11 protein-coding genes, 2 tRNA genes and 1 pseudogene are annotated in these 13,277 nt (G+C 69.9%); 7 read left to right on the top strand and 7 right to left on the bottom strand.

Features of this window, described 5'->3' with window-relative positions:
• The first annotated feature begins 204 nt into the window (after positions 1-204).
• Complete coding sequence (locus tag ABEA26_RS31700; RefSeq protein ID WP_425587929.1) at positions 205-1,341, top strand: RNA polymerase sigma factor; 1,137 nt, start codon at positions 205-207, stop codon at positions 1,339-1,341.
• 108 nt (positions 1,342-1,449) lie between these two features.
• Here ABEA26_RS31700 and ABEA26_RS31695 read toward each other — a convergent pair whose 3' ends face one another.
• The 4 genes from ABEA26_RS31695 to ABEA26_RS31680 form a co-directional block, all read right to left on the bottom strand.
• On the bottom strand, positions 1,450-3,378 hold the full coding sequence (locus ABEA26_RS31695; protein WP_345596974.1) for an ABC transporter ATP-binding protein: 1,929 nt from the start codon (positions 3,376-3,378) through the stop codon (positions 1,450-1,452).
• Positions 3,378-5,111: an ABC transporter ATP-binding protein gene (locus tag ABEA26_RS31690; protein WP_345596973.1), complete on the bottom strand. Its 1,734-nt coding sequence runs from the start codon at positions 5,109-5,111 to the stop codon at positions 3,378-3,380. Before ABEA26_RS31690 ends, ABEA26_RS31695 begins: the two co-directional genes overlap by 1 nt.
• Before the next feature lie 126 nt (positions 5,112-5,237).
• Positions 5,238-6,692, bottom strand: a complete 1,455-nt coding sequence (locus ABEA26_RS31685; protein WP_345596971.1) for a xylulokinase — start codon at positions 6,690-6,692, stop codon at positions 5,238-5,240.
• 109 nt (positions 6,693-6,801) lie between these two features.
• Entirely contained in the window at positions 6,802-7,107 is a 306-nt protein-coding gene (locus tag ABEA26_RS31680; protein WP_279559250.1) for a YtxH domain-containing protein, read from the bottom strand.
• Positions 7,108-7,254: 147 nt separating this feature from the next.
• On the opposite strand from ABEA26_RS31680, the gene ABEA26_RS31675 reads away from it, so the two are divergent.
• The 6 genes and pseudogenes from ABEA26_RS31675 to ABEA26_RS31650 all read left to right on the top strand — a co-directional run.
• Positions 7,255-7,327, top strand: a tRNA-Asn gene (locus ABEA26_RS31675).
• Positions 7,328-7,527: 200 nt separating this feature from the next.
• Positions 7,528-7,601: transfer RNA gene (locus ABEA26_RS31670), tRNA-Ile, on the top strand.
• A gap of 557 nt (positions 7,602-8,158) precedes the next feature.
• Positions 8,159-8,386 carry a type II toxin-antitoxin system RelE/ParE family toxin gene (locus ABEA26_RS31665; RefSeq protein ID WP_425587928.1) on the top strand — a complete coding sequence of 76 codons (228 nt, stop codon included), beginning with the start codon at positions 8,159-8,161 and terminating at the stop codon, positions 8,384-8,386.
• 11 nt (positions 8,387-8,397) lie between these two features.
• Positions 8,398-9,033, top strand: a complete 636-nt coding sequence (locus ABEA26_RS31660) for a multicopper oxidase domain-containing protein (RefSeq protein ID WP_345596970.1) — start codon at positions 8,398-8,400, stop codon at positions 9,031-9,033.
• Between the two features lie 475 nt (positions 9,034-9,508).
• Entirely contained in the window at positions 9,509-9,847 is a 339-nt protein-coding gene (locus ABEA26_RS31655) for a MerR family transcriptional regulator (RefSeq protein ID WP_345596969.1), read from the top strand.
• A 248-nt stretch (positions 9,848-10,095) separates the two neighbouring features.
• Positions 10,096-10,402: pseudogene (locus ABEA26_RS31650) on the top strand (hemolysin III family protein); the annotation flags it as partial.
• A gap of 148 nt (positions 10,403-10,550) precedes the next feature.
• Here the strand turns inward: ABEA26_RS31650 and ABEA26_RS31645 are convergent.
• From ABEA26_RS31645 to ABEA26_RS31635, 3 genes are read right to left on the bottom strand one after another with little or no spacing between them, the layout of a single operon-like run.
• A complete protein-coding gene (locus ABEA26_RS31645) occupies positions 10,551-10,859 on the bottom strand; it encodes an SCO5918 family protein (RefSeq protein WP_345596968.1) in 309 nt (102 codons plus the stop codon).
• Between the two features lie 56 nt (positions 10,860-10,915).
• Complete coding sequence (locus ABEA26_RS31640) at positions 10,916-11,320, bottom strand: CBS domain-containing protein (protein WP_345596967.1); 405 nt, start codon at positions 11,318-11,320, stop codon at positions 10,916-10,918.
• 45 nt (positions 11,321-11,365) lie between these two features.
• Positions 11,366-12,862: a DEAD/DEAH box helicase gene (locus tag ABEA26_RS31635; protein ID WP_345596966.1), complete on the bottom strand. Its 1,497-nt coding sequence runs from the start codon at positions 12,860-12,862 to the stop codon at positions 11,366-11,368.
• Positions 12,863-13,277 lie beyond the last annotated feature (415 nt).

Genomic DNA, 13,277 nt, shown 5'->3' with positions numbered 1-13,277 from the left:
CAGTGATGTGTCGTACCCCACACTGGGGTCCGGTGCCTGAGTCCTCGGAGCGCGGCCGACCCGTCACGGCGGGTTGCTCATGGTTGCTGATCCCCGCGGCCGCGTTCAACGCGTACGGGGTGGACGGCGGCGAGTGAGCCGGCTCCGCCCCCGAAGTACCGCTGCCGGCCTCCGTCGGCCGCGTCCATCCTGGAGGTCGCCCCCGTGCAGACCCAGACCCTCGCCCAGACCGACACCAGTAACGACGGCGCGGAGCCGGACGCGGAGAGCGGCGTCCTCGTCGCGATGCCCGCACAGCACCGTGCCGTGCACCACCCCGAGAACCGGCCGGACGAGCCGCTCCCGGCGGACGTCCCCGAAGCGGCGGGCCACCCTGGCGACCCGGCCGACGCCCCCGAGCCGCCGCGGCCCACGCGCACGGAGACCGGCGGGCCCTCCTCCGACCTGTTCCGCCAGTACCTGCGGGAGATCGGCCGGATACCGCTGCTCACCGCGGCCGAGGAGGTCGACCTCGCCCGCCGTGTGGAGGCCGGGCTGTTCGCCGAGGAGAAGCTGCGGCTCGCCGTCGACCTGGACAGCCGGCTCGCCCTGGACCTCGACCGGCTCGTGGTCCTGGGACGCCTGGCCAAGCGCCGCCTGATCGAGGCGAACCTGCGGCTCGTCGTGTCCGTGGCCAAGCGCTACGTCGGACGCGGACTCACCATGCTCGACCTGGTCCAGGAGGGGAACCTGGGCCTGATCCGGGCCGTGGAGAAGTTCGACTACGCCCGCGGCTACAAGTTCTCCACCTACGCCACCTGGTGGATCCGCCAGGCCATGTCCCGCGCCCTCGCCGACCAGGCGCGCACCATCCGCGTCCCCGTCCACGTCGTCGAGCTGATCAACCGAGTGATCCGGGTCCAGCGCCGCATGCTCCAGGAACGCGGCTACGAGCCGACCCCGCAGGAGGTCGCCGCCCACCTGGACCTGGCCCCCGAGCGGGTCGGCGAAGTGCTGCGTCTGGCCCAGGAGCCGGTCTCCCTGCACGCACCGGTCGGCGAGGAGGACGACGTCGCCCTCGGTGACCTGATCGAGGACGGCGACGCCGCCAGCCCCGTCGAGTCGGCCGCGTTCCTGCTGCTGCGGCAGCACCTGGAGGCGGTGCTCTCCACCCTCGGCGAACGCGAGCGCAAGGTCGTCCAGCTCCGCTACGGCCTGGTCGACGGCCGCCCCCGCACACTGGAGGAGATCGGCCGCATCTTCGGCGTGACCCGCGAGCGGATCCGCCAGATCGAGTCCAAGACCCTCAACAAACTCCGCGACCACACCTTCGCGGACCAGCTGAGGGGCTACCTGGACTGAGACGGCCCGAGACCGGCCGAGCCTCCGGCGGAGAGCGACCGGCGGAGACCGACCGGCTGGGTCTCCGGCTGAAACCGCCCGAGCCCCCGTCGAGACCGGCCGGGGCCCCTACTCCACCTCGGCCACGGCTTGGGCGAACTGGGCCTGGTACAACCGCGCGTAGGCCCCGCCGGCCGCCAGCAGCCCGGCGTGCGCGCCCTGCTCGACGATCGACCCGTCCTCCATCACCAGGATCGTGTCCGCGTCCCGGATCGTCGACAGCCGGTGTGCGATCACGAACGACGTCCGCCCGCGCGCCAGCTTGGCCATCGCCTTCTGGATCAGCACCTCCGTACGGGTGTCCACGGACGACGTCGCCTCGTCCAGGACCAGGATCACCGGGTCGGACAGGAAGGCCCGCGCGATGGTGACGAGCTGCTTCTCACCGGCGCTCACCCCCGTGCCCTCGTCGTCGATCACGGTGTCGTAGCCGTCGGGCAGCGTCCGTACGAACCGGTCGGCGTGCGCGGCCCGCGCCGCCTCCTCGATCTCCCCGCGGGTCACCTCCCGCGACGCCCCGTACGCGATGTTCTCCGCGATGGTGCCGCCGAACAGCCAGGTGTCCTGGAGGACCATGCCGATGCCCGCCCGCAGCTCGTCCCGGGACATCTTCGCCACGTCCACGCCGTCCAGGGTGATCCGCCCGCCCGAGACCTCGTAGAACCGCATCAGCAGATTGACGAGGGTCGTCTTCCCGGCGCCGGTGGGCCCGACGATGGCGACCGTGTGCCCCGGCTCGACCTTCAGCGACAGGTCCTCGATCAGCGGCTTCTCGGGGTCGTAGCGGAACGAGACGTGCTCCAGCTCCACCCGCCCGCGCAGGTCCTCGGGCCGGACGCCCGGGATCGGGTCCGCCGACTGCTCCTCGGCGTCCAGCAGCTCGAAGACCCGCTCCGCCGACGCCACACCCGACTGCACCAGGTTCGCCATCGACGCGACCTGCGTCAGCGGCATCGAGAACTGCCGCGAGTACTGGATGAAGGCCTGCACGTCACCGATGGACAGTGTCCCGGAGGCCACCCGCAGTCCGCCGACGACCGCGACGAGCACGTAGTTCAGGTTGGACACGCACATCATCAGCGGCTGCATGATCCCGCTGTTGAACTGCGCCTTGAACCCGGCCTCGTACAGCGCGTCGTTCTGCTCGGCGAACTGCTTCGCCGACTCCTCCTGCCGCCCGAACACCTTCACCAGGGCGTGCCCGGTGTACATCTCCTCGATGTGCGCGTTCAGCTGCCCCGTGGAGCGCCACTGCTGCACGAACTGCGGCTGCGACCGCTTGCCGACACGCGTGGCCACCACGAACGACAGCGGCACGGTCACCAGGGCGACCAGTGCCAGGATCCACGAGACGTAGAACATCATGGCCAGCACGCCGATGATGGTCAGCAGCGAGTTGATCAGCTGGCCCATCGACTGCTGGAGCGTCTGCTGGATGTTGTCGATGTCGTTCGTCGCCCGGCTCAGCACCTCGCCGCGCTGCCGCTTGTCGAAGTACGACAGGGGCAGCCGCGACAGCTTCGTCTGCACGTCCTCCCGCATCCGGAACATCGTCCGGTTGACCGCGCGGTTCACCAGCCGGGTGGCCACCGCCATCAGCAGCCCGGCGCCGGCGAAGGTCGCCACCGTGAGCAGCAGCGCCTCGCCCACGGCACCGAAGTCGATACCCTGGCCCGGGACGAAGTCCGTGCTGCGGAGCATGTCGGCGACATCGCCGTCGCCGCGCTCCCGCATGGAGTCCAGGACCTGTTCCTTCGAGGCCCCGGACGGCATGTCCCGCCCGACGATCCCCGCGAAGATCAGGTCGGTGGCCCGGCCGAGGATCTTCGGCCCGACCACGCTGAGGCCGACGCTGACGACCAGACACGCCAGCAGAGTGAAGAGGGTCGCCCGCTCCGGGCGGAACTGGCTGAGGAGCCGCTTGGTCGACCCCTTGAAGTCCATCGAACGCTGGTCGGGTCCGCCCCCGGCCATCATGCGCCCCGCGGGCCCGGCCATCAGGCAGCCTCCGCTTCCGTGAGCTGGGAGAGCACGATCTCCCGGTAGGTCTCGTTGTCCGCCATCAGCTCGTGGTGCCGGCCCACGCCGACCACCCGCCCCTCGTCCAGCACGATGATCCGGTCCGCGTCCCGGATGGTCGACACGCGCTGCGCCACGATCACCACGGTCGCCTCGGCCGTCTCCCGGCCCAGCTCGGCGCGGAGCGCGGCGTCGGTGGCGTAGTCGAGGGCGGAGAAGGAGTCGTCGAAGAGGTAGATCTCCGGACGCTGGACCAGGGTCCGGGCGATGGCGAGCCGCTGCCGCTGACCTCCCGACACATTGGTGCCGCCCTGCGAGACGGGCGCGTCGAGGCCGCCCTCCAGCCCGGAGACGAACTCCCCGGCCTGCGCCACGCGGAGCGCGTGCCACAGCTCCTCGTCCGTGGCGTCCGGATTGCCGTAGCGCAGATTGGTCGCGACCGTGCCCGCGAAGAGGTACGGCTTCTGCGGCACCAGCCCCACGATCCGGGCCAGCACCTTCGGGTCGACGGTCCGCACGTCCACCCCGTCGACGAGGACCTCGCCGTCCGTGGCGTCGAACAGCCGGGGGACCAGCCCGAGCAGCGTGGACTTGCCGCTGCCGGTCGAGCCGATGACGGCGGTCGTCTCGCCCGGGCGGGCCACCAGGTCGATGTGCCGGAGCACCGGCTCCTCGGCGCCCGGGTAGCGGAAACCGGCCCCCCGGACCTCCAGATGGCCGTGCCGGCGCAGCTCGGTGACCGGCGCCAACGGCGGCACCACACTGCTCTCGGTCCCCAGGACCTCCTGGATGCGCTCGGCGCACACCTCCGCGCGCGGCACCATCATGAACATGAAGGTGGCCATCATCACGGACATGACGATCTGCATCAGATAGGCGAGGAACGCCGTCAGGTCGCCGATCTGCATCCCGCCGCTCTCGATCCGGTGGGCCCCGAACCACACCACCGCGACCGACGACACGTTCACCACCGTCATGACCACGGGGAACATCAGCGCGAGCAGGTTGCCGCTGCCCAGCGCCACCTCGGTCAGATCCGCGTTGGCCTTCCTGAAGCGCTGCTGCTCGTACTCGTCGCGTACGAAGGCGCGGATGACGCGGTTGCCGGTGATCTGCTCGCGCAGCACCCGGTTCACCGTGTCCAGCCGCTCCTGCATGGCCCGGAACAGCGGCCGCAGCCGCCGCACGATCAGCGTCACGCAGATGGCCAGCACCGGCACGACCCCGACCAGCACCCCGGACAGCGGCACGTCCAGGCCCAGCGCCATCACGATGCCGCCGACACACATGATGGGCGCCGACACCATCAGCGTGAACGTCATCAGGGCCAGCATCTGGACCTGCTGGACGTCGTTCGTGGTCCGGGTGATCAGCGAGGGCGCGCCGAAGCCGCCGACCTCGCGCGCCGAGAAGGACTGCACCCGGTCGAAGACGGCACCGCGCATGTCCCGGCCGAGCGCGGCGGCGGTCCGCGCGCCGTAGTAGACGGCCCCGATGTTGCACACCACCTGGACCAGCGAGACGCCGATCATCAGGGCGCCGAAGGCCAGGATGTAGCCCGAGTCGCCCTTCACGACACCGTTGTCGATGATGTCCGCGTTCAGGGTCGGCAAATAGAGGGAGGCGCAGGTCTGCAGGAACTGCAGCGCCACCAGCAGGGCGATGGGTTTTCTGTAGGGCCTGAGATAGGTCCGCAGGAGTCGTATGAGCACGCTGGGTCTCTCGGAGTCGGCGACAGGAGCGGTTGGTTGCCCCTGGCCCCCATCGTCGGACACTCCACCCGCGTTACCTCAACCGATTAACCCAACAGCGTGTCGATTCCGGCCTCATGAGCGGCGTCACGCGTGCAGCGCCCCCGGATGGGTCTGCTCCCGCACCGACACGAACTGCTGGCGCACGGCCTGCCCCACCGCCAGCTCTTCGCCCGGCTCCAGCACCTGCGCGACCGCGTCCTGCCAGACGGGGGGATTGCGCGGATCCAGCGTGCCCTGGGACACGCCCAGCGCCCAGGCCGCCTGCCGGGCCGAGCCGATCGCCGCGTAGTCCGCCGGCTGTGGTACGACGACCTGCGCCCCGAACAGCGCGGGCGCCGCCGCCTGCACGGCCGGCAGCTCGGCCGCCGCGCCCAGCAGGAATACCCGCCGTACCTCCACTCCCCGGCCGCGCAGCACGTCAAGGGCGTCGGCGAGACCGCACAGCATGCCCTCGAACGCGGCCCGCGCCAGGTGCTCCGGCCGCATCGACTCGCGCCGCAGACCGGCCAGCGTGCCGGCGGTGTGCGGCAGGTTCGGCGTGCGCTCGCCCTCCAGATAGGGGAGCAGTACCAGCCCGTGCGCGCCCGGCGTCGACTTCGTCGCCAGCTCGGACAGGCTCTCCAGGTCCGGTACGCCGAGCAGCTCGGCGGCGCCGCGCAGGGTCCGTACGGCGTTCAGGGTGGTGACGACGGGCAGGTGCATGCCGGTGGCGTCCGCCAGTGAGGTGATCATGCCGGACTGGTCGACGAGCGCCTCGGGGTGCACGGCCATCACCGACCCGGACGCGCCCAGCGACACCACCGCGTCGCCCAGCCCGATCCCCAGCCCGAAGGCGGCCGCCATCGTCTCGCCGGTCCCGGCGGAGATCAGCAGCCCCTCCGGCGTCGTACCGGCCGCCTCGGACGGGCCGATCACCTCCGGCAGCACCACCTGGTGCCCGAGCGCCAGCTCGACCAGGTCGGGCCGGTAACCGCCGCTCGCCGCCGACCAGTAGCCGGTCCCGGAGGCCCCGCCCCGGTCGGTGGTCCTGCGCGCGGGCCGTCCGAGCAGTTGCCACACCAGCCAGTCGTGGGCCTGGAGCAGCACCGCGGTCCGCGCGGCGGCCTCGGGCTCGGTCCTGGCCAGCCAGCGGAGCTTGGTCACCGGCTGCGCGGCCTGCGGCACCGAGCCCACCGCCTGCGCCCACGCCTCACGCCCGCCGAGCGCGTCGATCAGGTCGGCCGCGGCCACCTGGGAGCGTTTGTCGCCGCCCACCATGGCGGGGCGCACGGTGTTGCCCTGCGAGTCGAGCGCCACGACGGAGTTCGCCTGCGCCGACACGCCGATGGCCTGCACACCTTCGAGCAGCCCGCCGCCGGCGGCCTCCCCGAGGGACAGCAGCCAGGCCTGCGGATCGACGTCCGAGGGCCGGCCCCCGCCTTCGGGGCTCTCCATCGGATGAGGCGCGTGACCCTGCCGCAGCACGGCACCCGTCTCGGAATCGCAGACGACGATACGAGTGAAATCGGGCGCACTGTCCAGCCCGGCGACTATCCCCATGCCCGAAATTCTGCCGTACCGGGAGAGGAGTCCGTACCCGGCGGGGGCACGGGATCCGCCGGGGGCACGAAACCCGCCGGGGGCACGGGACCCGGCGGGAACACGGCCCTCACGTGTTGCTGGTGCCCCAGTCGTCCGCGCCGCTGCCGTTCGTGCCGCGCTCACGCAGGGAGCGGACCCGCTGGGCCACCGAGTCGGGCATCCGGTCCCCGACCTTGTCGCTCACCGCGCTGTACGCCTTGTCGGCGAAGTGCCTGCCCTGCTGGGCCGCCGACTCGGCGGTGTTGCGCACGGCCGGGTTCTGCGCGACCTGACGGGCGGACTTGCGCAACTGCTCGTAACGCTCCCGTCCGGCCTTCGTGCCCAGCACGTATCCCACCGCGAGTCCGACGACGAACGTGAGCCGGTAACGCATGGCGGCCACCCTTCCCTTGCTCTGCCTCTGAGGTGCCGGGGAGTACCGATTGGCGGAGCACCCCCCTGCTTGCGCTAATGTATGTGTCGCAGCGAGCGCGCGCCTCTGGCGGATACCCAGTGGGATGCGTTCGATGCGACGAGTCAATCCTCGGTAGCTCAATTGGCAGAGCAGCCGGCTGTTAACCGGCAGGTTACTGGTTCGAGTCCAGTCGGGGGAGCACGGTGAACAAGGACCCTCCGGGGTCCTTTTTCATGTCCGGGAACGGTGCCCGTGACCATGCCCGGGAACCGCGCGGCACGCTGCGGAGTCCTCAAGGTCATGGAGGCAGCGCGGTAGCCGACCAGCCGAGGCAGCAGATCGTATGAGCGGCTATGCTGCGGCAGACGGCGCGCACACGTGTACGCGACACGCCGCTATGGGGCGGTAGCTCAGCCGGTTAGAGCAGCGGACTCATAATCCGCCGGCCGTGGGTTCGAGTCCCACCCGCCCCACCGAGCGTCCCTGGGTAGGATCGTTCTGACCTGGGGAAACGTGTTTCTCGGGGAGTTTTGCGTGTGGCGTTCGCCTCGCGACGGCGTGGCGAACGCGGGTCCGGACACGCGGAAGATGAGCTCTTCACATCTCTGGAGCCGGAAGGTTTGTGACCTTTCCTCCGTGGCAGCGTCGTGGAACGCTCCCACGGCCGCGCGGCGCCACGCCTGGATATCGCTGTCGTCACCAGCGCGCTCACCACGCTGGAGGCGTGGAACCCTCAACAGGCTTCGCGCCAAGGGCTGTGGGGCTGGGCGTTGTCCCGGATCGATGTGGAGCACACCGACGACAAAGTGATCTCCCTGGCCCGCGGCATGATGAAGACTGCTGGGCTGCACGGGGACAAGTACGCCATTGATGCCGTCTTGGCTGCCGTAGCCGTCAAGACGGCGGAGCGCGGCTTCGAGGTCCCTGTCTTCACCTCGGATGTCGACGACATGGACAAGTTCCTGGCGGACCATCCCATTCGGGTGGAGAGGGTTCGACAGTCGAGGAGTGCGCGCTGGGCCGGCCTCTGGTGGACAGGATCAAGGGTTCGGGGCTGCCGAACCTCAAGGAACTCCGCCCCGGGTCCGCGGGGGCCACGGAAGTGCGGTTGTTGTTCGTGTTCGACCCGGACAGCCAAGCCGTGATCCTGGTCGGTGGCGACAAGGCCGGCAACTGGTCCGGCTGGTACCACGTTGCGGTGCCCCAGGCGGAGCAGGCGTACGCAGAACATCTCAAGCGAATCGATGGAGAGGGCTGAGCACGCTGGAGGTGCCGGACGGCATCGAGGCGGTGAAGGCCCGCCACTTCGACCTCAAGCGCTCCGGGATCAACGGCCGTGCCATGGCCACGGACCGGGTGGACGAGGTCGTCACACGCGGTACGGCCGAGACCTGGACCGTGCGCAACGCCGACGGCACGCCGCACATGCGCGGCCCCAAGGGCCCGGTCTTCGTACCGAGCGGCACGACGATGAAACTGGCGATGCGCTTCGACGGCCCGGCCGATCCGCACACGCCGTACATGTACCACTGCCATCTGCCCCACCACGAGGACCAGGGAATGATGGGCCAGTTCGTAGTCGTCGAAAAGGGACAACAGGCGGGCGCCGCCACCGACCCCGCCGAAAGCTTCGCCGTCCCCGTCCCCCGGGGATCCGAACTGAGCGCCTTCATGACCACCAGCCGCCTCCCCAGAGAACTCGCCAGCGCTGAATCGCCACCCCGCCTCCAGGGCCGGGAGGAGAAGCTCCAGCCGCGGGTCCGGGCGGTCGGCGGCACGCCACCTCACCGTCCTTGCCGCACTCGGCCTGGCCCTGCGAGGCCACTGACTCCGCGCCTGTCATCCCTTCCCGCGACAGATGTAGATACTCGTTCACTCGGTTGGAGTGAAATCTGTTGTGGCTGATGTAGACATACGGCTGTGGTGGTGTTTAGTGTTGTGCCGTAGCCAGGAAGTCAGTGAGGCGTGGCAGGGGCGAACTGCCCGCATGCAGAACAGTGATTGTGGCACGGCAGTGGAGCGACGGGGCCGGAGGATTCAGGGTCCCTTCGCTGGCTGCCGGGCCGGGCGGCTTACGAGGGCCGCCAGCAGTACGCAGAACCAGCAGTGGCAAGAGGTGCATCAGAGAGAGAAGGAGGCGGACGCCATCAGGATCGCCCGGGCGAGAACGGTTTGCCCGGGTACCGCAGGCCCCGGAACGGAAGGTGGTCCCACGGTCACGCATCCGCGATCCCTCAACTGCCCGCCCCCCGACGGGGGACGGTGCGGAAACAGAAGGCCGGCAGCGCAGTAGGCCGGCAGATGGTGTTGCAAATCCCTCGGGGCCTTGGTGCCGTACGGCACCAAGGCCCCTCGACGCGTTCCCCGACCAGAGGTGCCAATGACCGCAGACAACCCGCTCAACCGTATCGACGACGACGACTACCCCGCCTACACCATGGGACGAGCAGCCGAGATGCTCGGCACGACTCCCGCCTTCCTGAGAGCCATCGGTGAAGCCCGGCTGATCACGCCGCTGCGTTCCGAAGGCGGCCACCGCCGCTACTCCCGCTACCAGCTGCGCATCGCCGCCCGCGCCCGCGAACTCGTCGACCAGGGCACCTCCGTCGAGGCGGCCTGCCGCATCATCATCCTGGAAGACCAACTCGAAGAAGCCCGGCGCATCAACGAGGAACTGCAGGGACGCCCCGCCGGCCTCCCGGACAAGGCCGACACATGAGGGACGCATCTCCCAGCTGGGCTTGTGGTGGTCCGGCTGTCAAAGCGGGGAAGCTCCTGCCCCGACCGAGGGGGTAGCCCGCACCCATGCGCTGTGCCGGGTTCTGGCTATGACTCACCGTCCTCTTGCCGGAGCAATGCGGCTGTGGACGCGGAGCCGGACGGCCGTGTCGTCCGGCGCGGGGCGCAGGTCGATGGCGACAGGGCAGGCGAAGGTGTATCCCCGTTCGGCGGCATGGCGGCGCACCTGGCCGGCTGGCCGGCATCGCCTTTCGTGTCCTGTGGGTCAGTGCTCCCCGCTGGCTGTACACCCACTGCTACCTGGCCCTGGGGTGGGCACCGGTGCGTTGCCTGCCCGACTTCTGCACACCGGCGGAGCGGCCGTAGTCACCCTGATAGTGACCGGCGGTCTCCTCCACAGTGCGGGAGCGGTGGTGTACGCCGTCCAACGCCCCAACCCTCGCCCCGCTGGTTCGGCTTCCACGAGGTGTTCCACACTCTGACCGTGGCAGCCTTCACCGCGCACTGCATCGCCATCTCCCTCGCCGTCTACTGACCCCAGCAGCAGGATTCACTCCTGCGTCACGGTGCTGTCGCCCCACTCGCGCACCGATCGGGAGATGCGGCATGCGGTGAGGGCCCGACCGGCGCGCGCCGGTCGGGCCCTCACCGCTGTTCTGGTGTCAGCGCGCTTGTCGCGTCGGTCAGACGGACAGGGGGGCGCCGAGCATCGCGGAAGCCCGCTGCAACGGACTTTCGATGCGCGCGGGGGCGGCCTCGGGCCGGGTGCGGCAGGTGAAGCCGAGCAGGGCCATGGCCCTCAGAACCTCGCCGGCGCTGAAATCGCGGCGGTCCTGGCGGGTGATGACCTGGCCGACCTGCTTGACGGGGTAGTGGCGTCGCCCGATGATCACGGACTCGCCGGTGACCGGTTCGGGTTTGACGCCCTTCATCGAATCCAGCACGCCGCTCCTGGTCAGGTCGAACGGGAAGCGGGCAATGACACAGCGCATGATGCCTCACAGGCAGAAGAGAAAACGGGCCGACCGCCGTCCAGCGGTTCAGCGGTTCAGCGGGAGAGAGCGAGGACGCCCAGGGCGTTACCGTGCTCGTCGACCACGGGCACGGGCCCGATCCTCCCGAAAGGCAACGTGTCCTCGGCTTCTTCCCTCGTGGCCCACGGTGAGGCGAAGGGCCCGCTGCCGTCGGTGAGGTCACCGAGGCGGATCCGGTCGGTGTATCCGGAGCTGTCCCGGACGGCGGTGAGCCGGGCCTCGGTGACCAGGCCGACGCACAGGCCGTCCTCGTCGCAGACGACCAGATGCTCCGTACGGGCGGCGGCCATGACGGACAGTGCCACCTCGACGGTCATGTCGTACCAGACCTGCGGCCCGGCCGCGTCCATGGCGTCGACCACCGTGCTGTGCACGGGGCGATCGCTCACGGAGCGAGTCTGCAACTGAACCAGCGTCAAAGGGTGCCTCCTGCGCGGATGAGCCGAGTTTCCGATCAAGACGGTTTATGCGGCCGCACCGGCGGGGGACTGGACTGCGAGGGAACGCCGGGTAGCCGAGGTGGGGCGGCGTCGGCCACGGGAGGTGGCACCGCGCTTCTTGGGGCGTTCGGTCACCGGTGCGGTGATGACGACCGGAATGCCGGTCGGCGCCTGGGCTCCGGTGATCCGGCTGAGAGCCTCGTCGCCCGAGCGGACCTGGGTGGTCTGCGGCCGGATCCCGGCGTCCGACATGAGACGGACCATGCCGCGACGCTGGCTCGGTGTGACGAGCGTGACGACGCTGCCGGACTCACCGGCACGGGCGGTGCGGCCCCCGCGGTGGAGGTAGTCCTTGTGGTCGGTCGGCGGGTCGACGTTCACGACGAGGTCGAGGTTGTCGACGTGGATGCCGCGCGCCGCGACGTTGGTCGCCACGAGCACGGTGACGTGTCCGGTCTTGAACTGCGCCAGAGTACGGGTGCGCTGCGGCTGGGACTTGCCGCCGTGCAGGGCGGCGGCACGTACCCCGCTGTTGAGCAGGTCCTGGGTCAGCCTGTCGACGGCGTGCTTGGTGTCGAGAAACATGATCACGCGCCCGTCGCGTGCGGCGATCTCGGTGGTGGCCGCGTGCTTGTCGGCGCCGTGGACCTGGAGTACGTGGTGCTCCATCGTCGTGACAGCGCCGGCCGAGGGGTCGACGGAGTGCACGACGGGATCGGTCAGGTAGCGGCGCACGAGCAGGTCGACGTTGCGGTCGAGGGTGGCCGAGAACAGCATGCGCTGTCCCTCGGGACGCACCTGGTCGAGCAGGGCGGTGACCTGCGGCATGAAGCCCATGTCGGCCATCTGGTCGGCCTCGTCGAGGACGGTGATGGAGACCTGGTTCAGCCGGCAGTCGCCGCGGTCGATGAGGTCCTTGAGGCGCCCCGGGGTGGCGACGACGACCTCGGCACCACCGCGCAGCGCGCTCGCCTGCCGGCCGATCGACATGCCGCCCACGACGGTGGCCACCCGCAGCTTCACGGAACGGGCGTACGGGGTGAGCGCGTCGGTGACCTGCTGCGCCAGTTCACGCGTCGGTACGAGGACCAGCCCCAGCGGCTGCCTGGGCTCGGCGCGCTGCCCGGCCGTACGGGCGAGCAGGGCCAGCCCGAAGGCGAGGGTCTTGCCGGAGCCGGTGCGCCCACGGCCCAGCACGTCGCGGCCGGCGAGGGAGTTCGGCAGGGTCGCGGCCTGGATCGGGAACGGTGTGGTGACGCCGGCCGAGCCGAGCGCGGTCAGCAGTTCCCGGGGCATGTCGAGATCGGCGAAGCCCTCCACGGCGGGAAGCGCGGGGGTGACCGTCCGGGGGAGGGCGAACTCCCCTTGGATGGCGGCGGGTCGGCGGCCGTAACCGCCGGAGCGGCTCGGGCCGGCCGACCGGCCAGGAGCCGACGAGCCGAAGCGGCTGCCACCCCTTCCGGAGTCGGCACGGCCGTTACGGGTGCGGGCGTAGCGGTCGTTCGTGGGTGTGCGGTTCATGCGGAACCTTCCTCGATGCGGCACATATCAAGGAATTCCCGCAGCAATGAGCGGCACGGAGAATTGCAAGAATGGGCCGATGGAACGCGGCAGCGAAGCTGACCGACGGAAGAATCCGTGCGGGCGCAGGCGCTGAAATGAGTGGCGCGATGTGGACTCAATATTCGAAGCGTCCACTGCGATGCAGCTATGAAGGGATGCGTCTGCACCCCTGAAGGATGATCCGTGTCGGTCGGCCTACGGATTTCCTGGTTGTCGTCCACAGGTGAAATCACTGCGGGAAACGCATGTAGCTGGGACCTGCACCCCGAGGGATGCGGGCCCCAGCTAAAAGTATGCGACAGTCAGCGTCAGGCGAGAACGATGTTCTCGGCCGTCGGGCCCTTCTGGCCCTGCGCGATGTCGAAGTTCACCT

It is taken from the genome of Streptomyces marokkonensis (assembly GCF_039539045.1).
GTDB lineage: Bacteria > Actinomycetota > Actinomycetes > Streptomycetales > Streptomycetaceae > Streptomyces > Streptomyces marokkonensis.
This window is presented reverse-complemented; position numbering and strand designations above follow the sequence as displayed.